At 71.1% G+C, this 16,459-nt stretch carries 13 protein-coding genes; 10 read left to right on the top strand and 3 right to left on the bottom strand.

The window, feature by feature from the left end; all coding sequences use genetic code 11:
* Positions 1-38: 38 nt before the first annotated feature.
* The gene (locus J2X63_RS11330) at positions 39-251 is read left to right on the top strand and encodes a hypothetical protein (RefSeq protein WP_309977100.1); all 213 of its coding nucleotides are present in this window, start codon (positions 39-41) and stop codon (positions 249-251) included.
* Here the strand turns inward: J2X63_RS11330 and J2X63_RS11325 are convergent.
* Entirely contained in the window at positions 238-1,284 is a 1,047-nt protein-coding gene (locus J2X63_RS11325) for a PHP domain-containing protein (RefSeq protein WP_309977098.1), read from the bottom strand. The two genes, J2X63_RS11330 and J2X63_RS11325, sit on opposite strands and share 14 nt — an antisense overlap.
* Positions 1,285-1,407: 123 nt before the next feature.
* Between J2X63_RS11325 and J2X63_RS11320 the strand changes: the two genes are divergently transcribed.
* The gene (locus J2X63_RS11320) at positions 1,408-2,382 is read left to right on the top strand and encodes a LacI family DNA-binding transcriptional regulator (protein ID WP_309977097.1); all 975 of its coding nucleotides are present in this window, start codon (positions 1,408-1,410) and stop codon (positions 2,380-2,382) included.
* Between the two features lie 126 nt (positions 2,383-2,508).
* On the opposite strand, the gene J2X63_RS11315 is transcribed toward J2X63_RS11320, so the two are convergent.
* Positions 2,509-4,401, bottom strand: coding sequence for an adenylyl cyclase (locus J2X63_RS11315; protein ID WP_309977095.1), 1,893 nt, complete (start codon positions 4,399-4,401; stop codon positions 2,509-2,511).
* 160 nt (positions 4,402-4,561) lie between these two features.
* Positions 4,562-5,605, bottom strand: a complete 1,044-nt coding sequence (locus tag J2X63_RS11310) for a zinc-dependent alcohol dehydrogenase family protein (RefSeq protein WP_309977094.1) — start codon at positions 5,603-5,605, stop codon at positions 4,562-4,564.
* Positions 5,606-5,809: 204 nt separating this feature from the next.
* Here J2X63_RS11310 and J2X63_RS11305 point away from each other — a divergent pair, with 204 nt between their 5' ends.
* From J2X63_RS11305 to J2X63_RS11270, 8 genes are all read left to right on the top strand, one after another.
* The gene (locus J2X63_RS11305) at positions 5,810-6,745 is read left to right on the top strand and encodes an EamA family transporter (RefSeq protein ID WP_309977092.1); all 936 of its coding nucleotides are present in this window, start codon (positions 5,810-5,812) and stop codon (positions 6,743-6,745) included.
* Between the two features lie 104 nt (positions 6,746-6,849).
* Positions 6,850-7,554, top strand: coding sequence for an alpha/beta hydrolase (locus J2X63_RS11300; RefSeq protein ID WP_309977090.1), 705 nt, complete (start codon positions 6,850-6,852; stop codon positions 7,552-7,554).
* 356 nt (positions 7,555-7,910) lie between these two features.
* The gene (locus J2X63_RS11295) at positions 7,911-9,437 is read left to right on the top strand and encodes a sugar transferase (RefSeq protein WP_309977088.1); all 1,527 of its coding nucleotides are present in this window, start codon (positions 7,911-7,913) and stop codon (positions 9,435-9,437) included.
* Entirely contained in the window at positions 9,437-9,925 is a 489-nt protein-coding gene (locus J2X63_RS11290; protein ID WP_309977086.1) for an adenylyltransferase/cytidyltransferase family protein, read from the top strand. The genes J2X63_RS11295 and J2X63_RS11290 overlap by 1 nt, the downstream gene beginning before the upstream one ends.
* A gap of 4 nt (positions 9,926-9,929) precedes the next feature.
* Positions 9,930-11,048 carry a GDP-mannose 4,6-dehydratase gene (gene gmd, locus J2X63_RS11285; protein ID WP_309977084.1) on the top strand — a complete coding sequence of 373 codons (1,119 nt, stop codon included), beginning with the start codon at positions 9,930-9,932 and terminating at the stop codon, positions 11,046-11,048.
* A 2-nt stretch (positions 11,049-11,050) separates the two neighbouring features.
* The gene (locus J2X63_RS11280; RefSeq protein ID WP_309977082.1) at positions 11,051-12,049 is read left to right on the top strand and encodes a GDP-L-fucose synthase; all 999 of its coding nucleotides are present in this window, start codon (positions 11,051-11,053) and stop codon (positions 12,047-12,049) included.
* The gene (locus J2X63_RS11275; protein ID WP_309977081.1) at positions 12,046-12,753 is read left to right on the top strand and encodes a hypothetical protein; all 708 of its coding nucleotides are present in this window, start codon (positions 12,046-12,048) and stop codon (positions 12,751-12,753) included. Before J2X63_RS11280 ends, J2X63_RS11275 begins: the two co-directional genes overlap by 4 nt.
* Positions 12,754-12,824: 71 nt before the next feature.
* Positions 12,825-16,451, top strand: a complete 3,627-nt coding sequence (locus J2X63_RS11270) for a fibrinogen-like YCDxxxxGGGW domain-containing protein (RefSeq protein ID WP_309977080.1) — start codon at positions 12,825-12,827, stop codon at positions 16,449-16,451.
* Positions 16,452-16,459: the final 8 nt, after the last annotated feature.

Below are 16,459 nucleotides of genomic sequence, written 5' to 3'. Positions count from 1 at the left end.
GGGGCGGCGGCGAGCGCCCGCCCATGTCACGCTGAGGCATGGACACCCAGGACGCACCCATCGAAGACGGCCACGACGAGGCCACCAGCGACGAGAAGATCGAGGGAGTCGCGCAGCAGATGCGGGGCGACGACCAGCTCGGCCACGTCGACGACCTGCGCTCGATGGCCGAGCAGCGCCTGGCTGAGGCCGGCCTCCCGGTCGACGACGCGACGGTCGACGCCGTGGTGGACGCCGTCAGGCGCCCCTAGCACCACGCTCCTCGCGCTTCGCCGCCGCCCACTCCAGCAGGCGGTCGGCCGGCCACGTCGTGACGATGCGCTCGGCGGGCACGCCGTTGGCCTCCGCCCGGGCGGCGCCGAGGTCGAGGAACGAGAAATGGCCCGGCGCGTGCGCGTCGGTGTCGATGCTGAAGAGGCATCCGGCCTCGAGCGCGAGCTGGATGAGGTCGTCGGGCGGGTCCTGGCGCTCGGGCCGGGAGTTGATCTCGACGGCCACGTCGTGCTCGGCGCACGCCGCGAACACGGCCTTCGCGTCGAACGTCGACTGCGGCCGCGTGCCGCGCGAGCCCTCGACGAGGCGGCCCGTGCAGTGGCCCAGCACGTTCATGCGGGGGTCGGCGATGGCGCGCAGCATCCGCTGGGTCATCTCGCGCGACTCGGTGCGCAGCTTCGAGTGCACGCTCGCGACCACCACGTCGAGCCGGTCGAGCATCTCGGGCGACTGGTCGAGCGTGCCGTCGAGCAGGATGTCGGTCTCGATGCCCGAGAGCAGCCGGATGCCGCCGCTCGCCTCGTTCGCCGCATCCAGCTCGTCGAGCACCTCGAGCTGCTGCGCCAGCCGCTCGGCGCTGAGCCCGTTGGCGATGGTGAGGTTCGGCGAGTGATCGCTGATCACGAGGTACTCGAGACCCACGAGCTGCGCGGCGCGGGCCATCGTGCCGATCGGCGTGGTGCCGTCGGACCACTCGGTGTGGCTGTGCAGGTCGCCCTTGAGCTGCGCGCGCAGCCCGGCCGCGGGGACCGCCGGGCCGTGCTTCTCGCGCAGGTCGGCGAGGTACGACGGAACGTCACCGGCGACGGCCTCGGCGATCACCGCGTAGGTCGTGTCGCCGATGCCCTTGGTGCGCTTCAGCCGACCGTCGTGCACCCGGGCCGCGAGCTCCTCGGCGGAATAGCCGCCGATGACGTCGGCCGCCCGCCGGAACGCCTTGGACTTGAACGACGATGCGCGGTCGCGCTCCAGCAGGAATGCGATCTCCTCGAGTGCGGCCACCGGATCCATCTGCCCATTCTGGCCCGGGAGGCGTGCGCGGCGACACCCTGCGACGACGGTTCCGGATGCCTCACGGCGACGCATCGCCGCTCGCGCGACTAGGGTGCAGGCAGGCGAGGATCCGGAGGTGCCGTGGGCGGAGTGACGAGTGCGGATGTCGCACGCGAGAGCGGGGTGTCGCGGACGACGGTGAGCTACGTGCTCAACGACAAGGCGGGCGTCTCGGTGTCGCCATCGACCCGACGGCGGGTGCTCGAGACCGCGGCACGACTCGGCTACGCGCCCTCGGCGGCCGCCCGGGCCCTGCGCAGCGGACGCAGCGACCTCGTGCTCTGCGTGCTGCCCGACTGGCCGGTCGGCCCCGTCGTGGAGACGATGCTCGACCACCTCGCCGACGAGCTCGCCGAGCGCGACCTCTCGGTACTCGTGCACCACGTGCGCGGCGATCGCCCCCTCGCCCACCTGTGGCGGGCGGTCACCCCGCGCACGGTGGTCGGGCTCGCGCCGTTCGACCCCGCGGACGTGCGGGCGATGCGGCAGGCGGGCGTCCAGGTCGTGGGCGACGACGTCGATTCGGCCGAGGCGGCGGCGCTCGAGGATCCGCAGCCGCGCATCGGACGGATGCAGGCCGAGCGGCTCATCTCCCGCGGCCGCCGCCGCCTCGGCTACGCCACGACCGACGATCGGCGGGTCTCGGACTTCGCGGAGCGGCGGCTCGCCGGCGTGCGTGCGGCGTGCGTCGAGCACGGGCTCGCCGAGCCGCTCGTGATTCCGGTGCGCGTCGACCCCGGGTCGGCGGCGTCGGCCGTCGCCGCCTGGACGCAGGCCGACGTCGACGGGGTCGCCGCCTACAACGACGAGGTCGCGTTCGCCGTGCTCGCGGGGGCGAGGGATGCCGCGCTGGCGGTGCCCGCCGACCTCGCCGTCATCGGCGTCGACGACGTGCCGCTCGCCGCGCTCGCGTCGCCGCCACTCACGACCGTGACCCAGTCGATCGAGCACGAGGCGTCGTACCTGGCGGCGTGCGTGCTCGCCGCACTCGACGGCGAGGCTCCCCCGACCCGGCCGCATGACCCGCCGACGCTCGTCGCGCGCGAGTCCGCGTAGCGGCGCCGGCAGGACGCGAATCGCCGGCGATGGCCGGCCCCGGGGCATCCGGAGCATCCGGAGCGGTCATCGCCGGCGACTCGACGTGCGGTGCTTCAGTGCGTCAGCGCGTCAGCGCGTCGCGCGTCACGGCAGCGGGTAGTCCGTGACGTACTGGGGCGTGCCGATCACCGAGGTGTCGGCCGTGCCGCCGTACCCGTTCACGACGTGCTCGATGACCCCGGCGCTGAGGTTCACCGTCATGATGTGGTGCAGCGAGATGCCCTCGCCCTCGGGCGTCTCGAACCCGTTCGCGGTGACGATCGACGGGTTGTTCTGGTTGAACACGTAGACGCCGGCGCCGTAGAGCGCATGTTCGGTCACGTTGTCGGCCACCTTGTAGCCGGGGTAGCCGAGCGTGCCGTCGGGCTGCGTCCAGTCCGCCTGGGTGGGCGGGTCGTAGGGCAGCTCGTTCTGGTAGAGCACCGTCGTGCCCCGCTCCCCGTTCCAGACCGTGTTGTACGTCTGGAAGTGCTCGACGAACAGGCCCGTCGCGGTGACGTCATCGCCGTTCACGACCACGCCGACACGCCCGGTGTTCGTGTTCCAGCGGTCGGTGTCGCCGTTCACGCCGTTCGTGAAGCCCTCGACGCCGTGATCGCCCCGCCACACCCAGGTGTGGTCGATGAGCACGTGGTCGCTGTTCACGACGAGCGCGGTGTCGGCCTTGCCGATGTGGGGGCCGCCGACGCGGAAGTACACGTCGGAGAGCGTGATCGGGTTGGCCGGGTCGAGCTGCTTCGCGTGACCCTTGCCGGGCTGGCCGACCTGCAGCAGCACGGGCGACTCGACCGTGCCGGCGTCGATGGTGACGCCCGCGACGACGATGCCGGGGGCGTCGTGCACCTTGAGCGGCACGGCGCCGTCGACCGCCGTGAGCGTCGCGTGGCCCATGCCGAGCACGACGGTGTCGGCGCGCTTCACGTTGATGCTGCTCGCGATGTCGTACACGCCGGGGGTGAGCAGCAGGTGCTTGCCCTTCGCGAGGGCGGAGTTGATCGAGCCGACCGAGTCACCCGGCTTGGCGATGTGGAAGTCGGTGATCGGGATGGTGCGTCCGGGCGTCTCGCCGTCGGCCCAGGTGATGCCGCGGGTTCCCGTGCTCGCCGAGGGCACGCGCACGGCGTAGCGTCCGCTCTCGTCGACGAAGAGGTACGGCTTCTCTCGGCTGACGGGCGTCGCGTCGAGCGTCGTGTACGGCGGGTTCGGGAAGGTCGCGTCATCCGGAGCGCCCTCGACGCCCGAGAAGACCTGGTTCCAGACCGCGTTCGACCATCCGGCGACCACGCTGTCGCGCGTGAGCCACTGCTGCTGGGATCCGCTCACCACGAACGGCAGGCGCGAGTCGGCGATGAAGCCGCCGCTCGCGTACTGGGGGCCTGCGGTGCAGTAGTCCATCAGCGAGAGGTTGCCGCCCGAGATGTCGAGGCGCCGCATGGACACCGCCTGCGACACGGCCCAGAAGTTCGCCGACCCGCGGCATCCGTCCTGGCCGGTGCCGTTCACCTGCAGCGACAGGTTCGAGATCGTGCGCCAGAAGTTGACGAGCGCAAGGCAGTTCGACGTGCCGCCGTCGGCGAGGCAGCGGTTGTAGACCTCGATCTTGCCGGTGACGTCGACGTCGTCGGGCGAGGCGCCGAGCCCGGCGATCTCGGTGTAGTAGCCGACGCGCGCCTGCAGCGGGTCGTCGGCGGTGCCGTAGGCGCCGGGCAGGAAGAGCACGCTGTGCCGGGCGGTCGACATCTCGGCGTCGACCTGTGCGTCGGCGAGGTCGTCGAGCATGGCCTGCACCTCGTCCTGCGGGGTGTCGGGCGAGACGATCGCCACGTTCGGCCCGAAGTCGGGTGCGAAGGGATCGATCTGCTGGCCGGGTGCGGCGTTGGCGGCGCCCGCGGCGCCGGCGACGGTGATCACCGCCGTGACGGTGACGGCCGTGGCGATGCGTCGCGACCGGCGCGCGCGTGGTGATGTGGTGCTCATTCGGTCGTGTCCTCCTCGTCGAGGGTGGGCGCGCACCACGCACGGCCGGGCGTCGTCGCTGACGTCGTCGTGGCACGTGACGCGGTGAGTGACTCGTGTCACCTGATGGCGTATCGCTCAGGCTAGGGAACGCCGGCCGTTCCCACAAGGGGGTGCGAGGCTACAGCTCGACGACGGTCATGCCCGAGCCGGATGCCCCGGCCGTGCCCATCGCCGCGAGGGCCGCGGGCACCTCGTCGAGCGTGATGCGGCGACCGACGAGCTCGATCGGCCGGAAGTCGCCCGACGCGACCGCGCCGAGCATCGACGGGTACTCGTGCGCCGCCATGCCGTGGCTGCCCAGGATCTCGAGCTCTCCGGCGATGACCGCGTCCATCGGCATCGCCGCGAGCGCGCTGTCGCCGAACATGAGGCCGATCTGCACGTGACGGCCGCGCTTCTTCAGGCTCCGCACCGAGGCGAACGACGTCTCGCCGCTGCCGAAGGCGTCGACCGACACGTCGACGCCGCCACCGGATGCCGCGAGGATGCGCTCGGCCGCGCCCTCGCCGCCGCGCACCGGCACCGCCCCGAGCTTCTCGGCCGCGTCGAGTGCGGCGTCCGAGACGTCGACGCCGAAGACCGTCACGCCCGCGGCGACCGCGATCATGATCGCCGAGAGGCCGACGCCGCCGCATCCGTGCACCGCGATCTGCTCGCCCGGAGCGAGCCGACTGCGCGACACGATGGCGCGGTAGGCGGTGGCGAACCGGCAGCCGAGCGACGCCGCCTCGACGAAGCCGAGCGAGTCGGGCAGCCGGATGAGGTTGAGCGCGGCCTCGTCGACGGCCACGAGCTCGGCGAACGAGCCCCAGTGCGTGAACCCCGGCTGGGACTGCGCGTCGCACACCTGCTCGTTCCCGGCGAGGCATTCGGGGCAGCGGCCGCACGCGCAGATGAAGGGTGCGGTCACGCGGTCGCCGACCTTCCAGCCGGCCCCCGGGTCGACCTCGGAGCCGAGCTCGGCGATCTCGCCGGCGAACTCGTGGCCGGGCACGTGCGGCAGCACGACGGTGTCGTCGTGGCCCATCCAGGCGTGCCAGTCGCTGCGGCAGACGCCGGTGGCGCGCACGCGGATCACGGCGCCGCGCGGCGGGCACGCGGGTTCGGGAACGTCCGCGAGGGTGGGCTGCTCACCGAAGGCGTTCACGAGCACGGCGCGCACAGGGCTCCTCCGATTCGGGTCGACGGATGTCGCGGCGGCTCGGTTCGGGTGGCCCGGCGGATGCCGCGGGGCGGGCACCCGTCGCAGCCGGTCGCCCGCGACATCCGCGAGCCTACCGGCCCGCGAGGGGGTGCGAGGCCACGGGCGGAGCGGCGCCAGCCAGGGACTTCCACCGGCTCGTCATGGATTGTGTAACAATGTGGGATGCGATTCGTGGTGGCCGTGCTGCTCGCCTCGGTGTGCTTCGGCACCACGGGGACCGCGCAGGCCCTCGGGCCTGACGCGAGCGCGGCATCCGTGGGCGCCGCGCGCATCCTCATCGGCGGCGGTGCGCTCGGACTCCTCGCCCTCGCCCTCCACTTCGCCGGGCGTCGACGCGGCACGGGGACATCCACCGCATCGACGCCCGGCGTCGGCACGCGGCATCCGCTGCCCTCCTGGGTCGTCGTGGCCATCGGCGCCGCCGGCGTGCTCGCCTACCAACCGGCCTTCTTCGCGGGCACCGCGACGAACGGCGTCGCGGTCGGCACCGTCGTCGCGCTCGGCTCGGCTCCGGTCATCACCGGCGCGGTCGACTGGATGCTGCGGCGGCGGTATCCCGGACACCGGTGGCTCGTCGCCACCGCGATCGCCACCGCGGGCGTCGCGATCCTGGCCACCGCGACCGACGCGGGCCACGCCGCGGCCGACCCGCTCGGGCTGCTCGCGTCGCTCGGCGCCGGCGCCTCGTACGCCGTCTACACGCTCGCGGCCAAGGCGCTGCTCGACCGCGGGTGGACGCCGACGGGCAGCATGGGCGCCCTCTTCGGCACGGCGGCGGTGGTGAGTGCCCCGATGCTCGCGATGACGGATGCCGCATGGCTGGCCACCGGGCCCGGACTCGCCATGGCCCTCTGGCTCGGGCTCGTCGCCACGACGCTCGCGTACGTGCTGTTCGGAGCGGGCCTGCGCGGGCTCGCCCCGGCCACCGTGTCGACGCTGACCCTCGCCGAGCCGCTCACCGCCGGGATCCTCGGGGTCGCCGTACTCGGCGAGACGCTCACCGCCGGCGGGGTGCTCGGGCTCGTGGTGCTCGCCGCCGGCATCGTCGTGCTCGCCACCGGCGGGGCGCGGAGGGCGCCGGCGGTCGTCGCCGCCTGAGCGAGCGACGTCGCGCGGCCGCGGGTCGGAGGCCGCCCAGGCCCGCACCGGGTCCGACGCCGCCGTACGGCTCCGGTGTCGGCGGCCGCCAGTAGCGTCGAGCCATGGACCTCATCCTCGTTCCCGGCTTCTGGCTCGACGCGTCCTCCTGGGAGCGCGTGACACCGGTGATCGAGGAGGCCGGGCACCGGGTGCACCCGGTCACGCTGCCGGGCCTGGAGTCCGTCACCGCCGACCGCGCGGGCATCGGACTGCTCGAGCACATCGACGCGGTCGTGCGGCTCGTCGACACGTTCGACGAGGGCACCCCGCTCGTGCTCGTGGGGCACTCGGGCGGCGGGGCCGTGGCGCACGGCGTGGCCGACGCACGACCCGACCGCATCCACCGGGTGGTCTACGTCGACGCGGGGCCGCTCGCCGGCGGCAGCGCCGTGAACGACGGGCTCCCAATCGTCGACGGCGAGATCCCGCTGCCCGACTGGTCGGAGTTCGACGACGCCGACCTCGTCGACCTCGACGAGGGGCTCCGCGAGGAGTTCCGGGCGCGCGCGATCCCCGAGCCGGTCGGCGCCGCCTACGACCCGATCACGCTCACCGACGACCGCCGCTACGACGTGCCCATCACCGTCATCGCGTGCGAGTTCCCGAGCGCCGCCCTCGTCGAGTGGATCGCGGCGGGTTCGCCCTTCACGGCCGAGCTGGCCAAGGTGAAGCACGTCGACTACGTCGACCTGCCCACCGGCCACTGGCCCCAGTTCACCAAGCCCGTGCAGCTCGGGCAGGCGATCGTCGCGGCGCTCTCGAGCTGACCGTGTCCCCCGAAGACCGCCTCGCGGCCGAAACGACGAATCCTCGCGAATAGCCGTGGCCGGGTCAACCCCCCCACCGCCCCCCGTTCTGGGTAACGCGGCAAGGCGGTTGCAAGCGTAACGTCAGTGAAACATCTCTCCCCTGTGAGATGAACTCATCCTTCCCCTGGGATGGCACACCGCACGACCAGCTGCCGTATCCTGCACGACAGCAGGCCGCTTCCAACCGGTCCCCTCCGGTCATTCTTCGAAACCCGAGTCCCCAATCGAAGAAGCACGATGAAGCCTGCATATTGTCGGCGACCTCGCCGACCCTTGAACACCCGCCCATCCTCCATTCGCATCCGGTCGCACACATGAGCGGCCTGCCGTCGAGGATCACGCCCGCCGCACCGTCGACGGCGCCTCCCGACGTCGCAGACCGACGCGTGGCCGCGGCATCCGACCGCGTCTGGTCAGCCTCCGGCCTGCGGTGGGCGCGCCGCTATCGCGATCGGCTGCGGTTCACCGACGTCTCCGTCGTGGTGGCCGCGACGCTCGCCGCCGTCACGGTGCGGATCATGGTGCTCGGGCCGCCGGTCGCGGCCGATGGGTGGCTTCAGCCGGCGGGTATCCCGGTCATCACCGCGGCGATCTGGCTCATGGCGCTCAGCGCTTTCCGCTCGCGGGATCCGCACGTGATCGGCGTGGGTGCAGCCGAGTACAAGCGCGTGCTCAACGCGACTGCGACCGCCTTCGGGCTCGGCGCCATCCTGCTCCTCGTCCTCCCCGAGACCCCAGGCGCGCGGTGGTACCTCCTCGTCGCCGCCCCGACCGGCGCGATCGCCCTGCTGGTCGGTCGCTGGAAGTGGCGACGGTGGCTCTTCCTCCAGCGCCGACGAGGCAACTACCTCTCCCGAGCGATCGTGGTCGGCGCGCGCCACGACGTCGAATACGTCGCCCGGCAGATCGCACGCGACGCCGGAGCCGGGTTCGTCGTGGTCGGCGCGGCGGTCGACGACGACCGGACGGAACTGACGGTGGCGGGGAGCAGCATCCCCGTCGTCTCAGGCACCGCCGGCGCCGCCACCGCCGCGTCGGCCCACCACGCCGACGCCGTGATCGTGACCGGGCAGTACGGCGACGGCGGCGACGCGATCCGGCAGCTGAGCTGGGATCTCGAGGGCACGGCGACCGAGCTGGTGCTGTCGTCGCGGCTCACCGACGTCGCCGGGCCACGGGTCCACTTCCGCCCCGTCGAGGGCCTGCCGCTCCTCCACGTCGAGATTCCGACCTTCGCCGGGTGGCGCCATGCGGTCAAGCGCACGTTCGACATCGCGTTCTCGGGCACGGCGCTCCTGCTGCTCTCCCCGCTCATGCTCGTCATCGCGCTGCTGGTGCGGCTCGACAGCCCGGGCCCGATCCTGTTCCGGCAGACCCGGTGCGGGCGCGACGGCCAGACGTTCGAGATGCTGAAGTTCCGCTCCATGGTGCAGACCGCCGAACGGGACCTCGAGGGACTGCTCGACCAGAACGAGGGCTCGGGCGTGCTCTTCAAGCTTCGCAACGATCCGCGCGTCACGCGCATCGGCCGGAAGCTGCGCTCGCACTCGCTCGACGAGCTGCCCCAGTTCTGGAACATCCTCGTCGGCGACATGAGCGTCGTCGGACCGCGGCCGCCACTCGTCGCCGAGGCGGAGTGCTACGAGAAGAAGGTGAAGCGTCGGCTGATGATCAAGCCCGGCCTCACGGGCCTCTGGCAGATCAGCGGACGCTCCGACCTGAGTTGGGAGGAGAGCGTCCGGCTCGACCTCTACTACGTCGAGAACTGGTCGCTCCTCGGCGACCTCATGATCGTATGGCGCACGGTGAAGACGGTGCTTCGTCCCAAGGGGGCGTACTGATGGCCGACATCGAGCAGACCGTCGCGCGCCCCGAGGGAGCGCGCATCGGCTACGCCGGGGGCGCCTTCGACCTCTTCCACATCGGCCACCTCAACATCCTCAAGCACGCACGCAGCGCGTGCGACTATCTCGTGGCGGGCGTCGTCGCCGACGAGGCCCTCGTCGCCACTCGCGGCCACGGTCCGATCGTCCCGCTCAGCGAGCGGCTCGAGATCGTCCGGCACATCTCCTTCGTCGACGAGGCGTACCCCGAAACCGCCGTCGACAAGCTCGAGACGTGGAACGAAGTCCGGTTCGACATCTACTTCAAGGGCGACGACTGGAAGGGCACGCGTCGTGGTCGCGACCTGGAGCGGGCGTTCGCGAAGGTCGGCGTCGAGGTCGTGTACTTCCCCTACACGGTGACGACCTCGAGCACCATCCTCCGGCGAGCACTGGCCGCACTCCAGGAGCCCGACGCTCCGGAGCGCAGCGAGGGCGAGGGCTGACGCCATGGCCAAGCGCGCACTCATCACGGGAATCACGGGCCAGGACGGCTCGTACCTCGCCGAGTTCCTCCTGGAGCGAGGCTACGAGGTGCACGGCATCAAGCGCCGTTCCTCGCAATTCAACACGCAGCGGATCGACCACATCTACCAGGACCCGCACGCCGAGGACGCGCAGCTCTTCCTGCACTACGGCGATCTCACCGACGCGTCGAACATCACGAGGATCGTGCGCGACGTCGAGCCCGACGAGATCTACAACCTGGGCGCGCAATCGCACGTCGCCGTCAGCTTCGAGGAACCCGAGTACACGGCCGACGTCAACGCCCTGGGGACGCTGCGGCTGCTGGAGGCGGTCCGGCTCCTGCGTCTGGACCAGGTGCGGTTCTACCAGGCCTCGACTTCCGAGCTGTTCGGGAAGGTGCAGGAGGTTCCGCAGCGGGAGTCGACCCCGTTCTACCCTCGGTCGCCGTATGCCGCGTCGAAGCTCTTCGCCTACTGGATCACGGTCAACTACCGGGAGTCCTACGGCATGTACGCCTGCAACGGCGTGCTCTTCAACCACGAGTCGCCCCGGCGCGGAGAGACCTTCGTGACCCGCAAGGTGACCCGCGGCGTCGCGAACATCGCCCAGGGCCTCGAGCGCTGCCTGTACCTCGGCAACCTGGACTCGCGACGCGATTGGGGGCACGCGCGGGACTACGTGCGCCTGCAGTGGATGATGCTGCAGCGCGAGGAGCCCAAGGACTTCGTCATCGCGACGGGCATCCAGCACTCGGTCCGCCAGTTCGTGCGGTGGGCCGCCGAGGAGGTGGGGGTCACCCTGCGGTTCGAGGGCTCGGGACTCGGCGAGGTCGGCGTGGTCGACGAGGTCATCGGCGACGACGCACCGGGTGTGGCGCCCGGCGACGTCATCGTGCGGGTGGACCCCCGGTACTTCCGGCCCGCCGAGGTGGAGACCCTGCTCGGCGATGCGACGAAGGCGAAGCTCGAGCTGGGCTGGATGCCCGAGATCGGTGTCCGTGAGCTCTGCGCCGAGATGGTCGCCGCCGATCTCGACGTCGCCAAGCAGACCGCGCTGCTGAAGTCGCTCGGCTACCCCACGCTGGTCACGGCGGAGGGATGAGCATGCACCCCACCGACCTCCGAATCTTCGTCGCCGGGCACCGTGGAATGGTGGGCTCGGCGATCGAGCGGCGCCTCCGTTCGCTGGGCTACGCCGAGATCGTCACGCGCACCCGCGCCGAACTCGACCTCACCGACCAGGCCCAGGTCCGGCGATTCTTCGCGAGCGAGCACATCGACCAGGTCGTCCTGGCCGCGGCGAAGGTGGGCGGCATCTACGCGAACAGCATGCTGCCCGCGGACTTCGTCTACGAGAACCTGATGATCGAGGCCAATGTGATCTGGGCGGCTCACGCCCGCGACGTCGATCGACTCCTCTTCCTCGGTTCATCGTGCATCTACCCCAAGTTCGCCACCCAGCCGATGGTCGAGGAGGCGCTGCTCACGGGTCCTCTCGAGCCGACGAACGAGCCCTACGCGGTCGCGAAGATCGCCGGGATCACGCTCTGCGCGAGCCTCCGCACGCAGTTCGGCCGCGACTACCGGGCCATCATGCCGACCAACCTCTACGGCCCGGGCGACAACTACCACCCCACGCGGAGCCATGTCATCCCGGGACTCATCCGCCGCTTCCACGAGGCGCGCGAGACCGGCGCCCCCGAAGTCGTCATCTGGGGCACGGGCGAGCCGCGGCGGGAGTTCCTGCACGTCGACGACCTCGCCCGAGCGAGCGTGCACGTCATGGAACGACCTCGGTCCGAGTTCGACGAGGTGCTCGGCGGAACGCTCGCGCATCTCAACGTGGGCACGGGCGTCGACCTCACCATCCGTGAGCTCGCCGGCCTCGTCGCAGGTGCGGTCGGCTTCGAGGGCCGACTCGAATTCGACCCGACGATGCCCGACGGCACGCCCCGCAAGCTGCTCGACGTCTCCCGCGTGACGGCCCTCGGCTGGAACGCGGAGATCACCCTGCGCGACGGCCTCCGCTCGACCGTCGACGACTTCATGCTCCAGTACGCGGCCCGCTCCGGGGCCGTCGACCCCCTTGGGAGCACGCCATGACCCCACGACGCCTCGAAGACGACCTCGGTCCCGAAGACGAGCTCGGTCCCGAAGACGAGCTTCGGCCCGAGAACCCGCGTTCGCGTCGTACGCGCTGGATCATCGGCGCGGCCCTCGTCGCGGGCGGCGCGGTGATCGCCGGGGTGATCGCCCTCTCCGCGAACCTGACTCAACCACCGGTCGACACCTCGGCGCAATCGACCGTCGAGCCCACGGAGGAACCGCCGCCGCCGCCGCTCTCCGTCGCGACTCCCGAGCCGGCCCCTCTCGGCGATGAGGAGACCGCGACGGTCGCCGCCACGGTGGCGGTCGAGGACCTCGTGGCCGCGGGCAACGAGATCCTGCAGCGCGCCGACGGCGGCACCGAGGGGATCGACGCGATCGCGACGGGCTTCGTCCGCGGTGAACTCGAGGCGCTCGCCGTCGAGCGGAAGCAGCTCGGCTACACCCAGGTCGGCGCCGCCGAGGTCACCAGCGTCGCCGTCCGTTCCATGGACCTCACCTCCGACCCTCCGACCGCCCTCCTCGAAGTCTGCGTCGACACGAGCGGACTCGACGTCCTCGACAGCGCCGGCAAGTCCGTCGGCGATCAGCTCTACCAGCCCGGACACCCGGTGCTGCACCTCTATGGCGCCGTCTTCACGGACGACGTCTGGAGAATCTCGACCCACGAGATCCCCGATGGCGCCTCATGTCCCGAATGAGCAAGGAAACCATGATGAACACCCACACCTCGCCCCGAAGCCGACTCGGAGCACGAACGACGATCGCTCTCATGGCCACCGCCGCGATGGCGGCATCCCTGCTGATGTTCACCGGCTCGCCCCCGTCACCCGCGGCGGCGGCCGAGCCGACGCCCGACGGGCTGAGTCAGCGCACCGCGGCCGGCTCGTGCTGGGAGGTGAAGCAGAACGTTCCCGCGTCTCCCGACGGCGTGTACTGGCTGCTCACGCCCGCACTGAAGGCGCCCGAGCAGTTCTACTGCGACATGACCACCAGCGGTGGCGGATGGGTCCTCGTCGGCCGCGGCCGCGAGGGCTGGAAGAACTACTACCACGGCCTGCGCACCCCCGACGTGCTCCGCAACACCGTGACCGGGCCCGACGCATTCACCGTGGCGCAGCTTCCGTCCCAGATGATCGACGGCCTGCTGAACAACGGCAAGGTGAGCGCCGTCCCCGATGGAATCCGGCTCCGTCGTGCGACCAACACGACCGGCACGACCTGGCAGGAGGCGCGGTTCACGATGCCCAAGCGGGACCGCTGGGTGTGGACGTTCCGGGGTGAGCATCCGGTCGGCACCTACCAGTTCGACGGGGTCGCCGGCTCCGGCGGCACGACCGCCAACTTCGGCAGCAACTCGCAGTTCCGGCGCGTCGACCAGAGCATCAGCGCGGCGCAGGGCTGGGTCGGTGGATTCTCCTTCGGCTCCCAGGTGCTCGGCCAGACCGCTGCCACCTCCTACCTCTACTCCGCGACGAACGGGCTCGGGGGCGCTCGTCCGTTCACGCAGGTGTACCTCCGACCCCAGCTGCGGATCTCCCAGATGGACTTCGGCACCATCCCCGACGGCGGGGCACCGGCGCAGACCCTCCGGCCACAGCCCGACAGCGATGCGCTTCGCACGGTGTGGGGCGTGACCGGCCAGGCGAACGGCGTGGACGGCGAGCTCAACACCGAGGTGGCCGCGTTCGGCCAGGTGGGAAGCACCGTGTACGTGGGCGGCAACTTCCGCTACGTGCAGAAGTCGGCGACGTCGACGGGCACCAGCAAGATCGAGCGACCCTACCTCGCGGCGTTCGACGTGAACACCGGGGAGTTCAAGCCGACCTTCGTGCCGCAGTTGGACAACCAGGTGAAGTCCATCATCGGACTGCCCGACGGACGCCTGGCGGTCGGCGGCCAGTTCACCACGGTGAACGGTCAACCGCATTCCGGCTTCGTGGTGCTCGACCCGGCCACGGGCCAGACCGCGCCCGGCTGGCAGGTCGACGTGGAGAACCGCACGGCGGGCGGAACCGTCCAGGTCCGGGGCTTCTCGCTCCAGGGCGGATTCCTCTACCTGTCGGGCTCGTTCACGCACCTCGTCGGATCCAATGGCGTGACCTCGAGCTCGTGGAACGGCGGACGGATCAACCTCGCCGCCGGCGGCCCCGACAACCAGTGGAACCCCAACCTGAACGGCACCAGCGTCGGGGTGGAGGCCGCCGGCGACGGCACGCGGGCGTACTACTCGGGCTACTTCCGCCAGAGCGGGGCCACCCAGACGCTGAGCGACGCGGCCTTCCAGACCGCCAGCGGCGCGCCGCTGGTGCAGCCCCTGTGGGCCCCGCAGTTCAGCAAGCCCGGCACGAACTTCACGGGCAACATCTGGCAGCTCGGCGTCGCGGAGGCGGCCGGCAAGGTGTACTCGGGCGGATCCGAGCACAGCCTGTTCGGCTACGACCGCAACACGTTCACCCGAACGAGCGGGAGCATCACGAAGGCCGGCGGCGACTTCCAGGTGGTCGAGGCGAATGCCGACACCGTCTTCGGCGGATGCCACTGCGGTGACTTCTCGTACGAGAACGCCTTCGCGTGGTCGGACGTCGGCACGAACTGGACGCAGGGCGACAGCATCAACCTGTTCGGCGGGTGGGATGCGGCGACCGGCAAGTACCTCCAGGACTTCAACCCGATCACCCAGGCCCGTCGCGGGTTCGGCGTGTGGGCGATCTTCCAGGACTCGACCGGCACGCTGTGGGCGGGCGGAGACCTCCTGTACTCCACCCGGGCCGGACAGGTGAACCAGTGGGCGGCCGGCTTCTCGAGGTTCGCCCCGCGTGACGCGGCCGCACCGTCGGCGCCGACCGCGTCGGTCACCCCGACGGATGCCACCCACGCCCTGCTGTCCTGGACCGCCTCGACCGACAATCGCGGCGTCGCGAAGTACGAGGTGATCCGGGGGAACAAGGTCGTCGAGTCCACGACCGCGCAGGAGCTCTCGGTTCCCGTCGAGAGCGCGCCGGTGAAGTACTTCGTGCGTGCCGTCGACGCGGCCGGCAACCGCTCGGCGACGTCCTCGGTCGCTCTGGTGAACCCGCCGAGCGCGAGTGATCTCACCTTCGCGTCCACCGGCGATTCGTGGCGCTGGCGCTACGACTCCACGGCTTGGGCGACGAACTGGCGCGACATCGGCTACAACGACGGAGCCTGGGCGACCGGTGCGTCGTTCCTCGGATTCGGGTCCTCGACCATCGCGACCGACATCTCGGTCGGAGCGCCGAGCCCGCGCCCGCTGAGCGCGCAGTTCCGCAAGTCGTTCACGGTGAGTGACCCAGCGACCGTGATCAACGGCGTCGTGTCCGTCGTCGCCGACGATGGCGTGGTGGTGTCCGTGAACGGCGTCGAGATCGGGCGGGCCAATATGCCGTCCGGCACGATCGGCCAGAACACGTTCGCCAGCGCGGCTCCGCGAACGACGGCCGCGGCATCCAGCCGCGTCCAGTTCACGGTGCCCAGCGGGCTGCTCGTCAGCGGGACGAACGTGATCGCCGCCTCGACGCATCTCAACTACCGCACGTCGCCCGACCTCAGCTTCGACCTGAGGTTCACGGCGAAGCGGGGCACGCCGGCGCCGCTCGCGGCACCGACCGTGACGGCGAGTGCGACGAGCTTCTCGACGGTCGACGTCTCGTGGACGCACCCCTCGCCCGGGAGCGTCACCGAGTACGCCGTGCGGCGGGACGGCGTCGAGGTGGCGCGCGTGCCGGGGTCGACGATGAGCTTCGCCGACAGCGGCTTGACGGCATCGACGACCTACCAGTACAGCGTGGTCGCCATCGCCGGCGCCTCGACGTCACCTGCCGGGACCGCACAGGTCACGACGCCTGCCGAACCGGTCGACCCGAACGTGACCCTCGTGCCGCAGACGGCGAACTGGCGCTGGGATTACGACGGCAGCACGTGGGAGGCGGACTGGCAGCAATCGGGCTTCGACGACTCCTCGTGGGCGGTCGGCCCGGCCCCGCTGGGGTTCAACTCGACCGGTCTCGGCACCGACATCTCGGTGGGGGCGCCGTCTCCGCGGCCCTTGAGTGCCCGGTTCCGGCACGCGTTCACCGTGAGCGACCCGAGCGCGCTCCAGACGGTCACGCTGCGGTTCGTGGCGAACGACGGCGCGATCGTCTACCTCAACGGCACCGAGATCGGTCGCGCGAACCTCCCGGCCGGCACGATCAGCCAGTCGACGTTCGCGACGGCTGCACCTCGCACGAGCACGGCGGTGGCCAACCAGGTCGAAGTCGCTGTTCCTGCGGGCCTCCTGGTCGCCGGGACGAACGTCCTGACGGCGTCCACCCACCTCAACTACCGCACATCGCCCGACCTGAGCTTCCAGCTCGTCCTGTCGGCGACACGGTGACATGGCAC

This window comes from Agromyces sp. 3263, from assembly GCF_031456545.1.
In the GTDB taxonomy this organism is placed as follows: Bacteria; Actinomycetota; Actinomycetes; order Actinomycetales; family Microbacteriaceae; genus Agromyces.
This window is presented reverse-complemented; position numbering and strand designations above follow the sequence as displayed.

Bases quoted from the DNA above. Each gene is read 5' to 3' on its own strand.
- J2X63_RS11330 (WP_309977100.1), top strand. From the start codon at position 39: ATGGACACCCAGGACGCACCCATCGAAGACGGCCACGACGAGGCCACC.
- J2X63_RS11325 (WP_309977098.1), bottom strand. From the start codon at position 1,284: ATGGATCCGGTGGCCGCACTCGAGGAGATCGCATTCCTGCTGGAGCGC.
- J2X63_RS11315 (WP_309977095.1), bottom strand. From the start codon at position 4,401: ATGAGCACCACATCACCACGCGCGCGCCGGTCGCGACGCATCGCCACG.
- J2X63_RS11305 (WP_309977092.1), top strand. From the start codon at position 5,810: ATGCGATTCGTGGTGGCCGTGCTGCTCGCCTCGGTGTGCTTCGGCACC.
- J2X63_RS11300 (WP_309977090.1), top strand. From the start codon at position 6,850: ATGGACCTCATCCTCGTTCCCGGCTTCTGGCTCGACGCGTCCTCCTGG.
- J2X63_RS11295 (WP_309977088.1), top strand. From the start codon at position 7,911: ATGAGCGGCCTGCCGTCGAGGATCACGCCCGCCGCACCGTCGACGGCG.
- J2X63_RS11290 (WP_309977086.1), top strand. From the start codon at position 9,437: ATGGCCGACATCGAGCAGACCGTCGCGCGCCCCGAGGGAGCGCGCATC.
- gmd (WP_309977084.1), top strand. From the start codon at position 9,930: ATGGCCAAGCGCGCACTCATCACGGGAATCACGGGCCAGGACGGCTCG.
- J2X63_RS11280 (WP_309977082.1), top strand. From the start codon at position 11,051: ATGCACCCCACCGACCTCCGAATCTTCGTCGCCGGGCACCGTGGAATG.
- J2X63_RS11275 (WP_309977081.1), top strand. From the start codon at position 12,046: ATGACCCCACGACGCCTCGAAGACGACCTCGGTCCCGAAGACGAGCTC.
- J2X63_RS11270 (WP_309977080.1), top strand. From the start codon at position 12,825: ATGGCCACCGCCGCGATGGCGGCATCCCTGCTGATGTTCACCGGCTCG.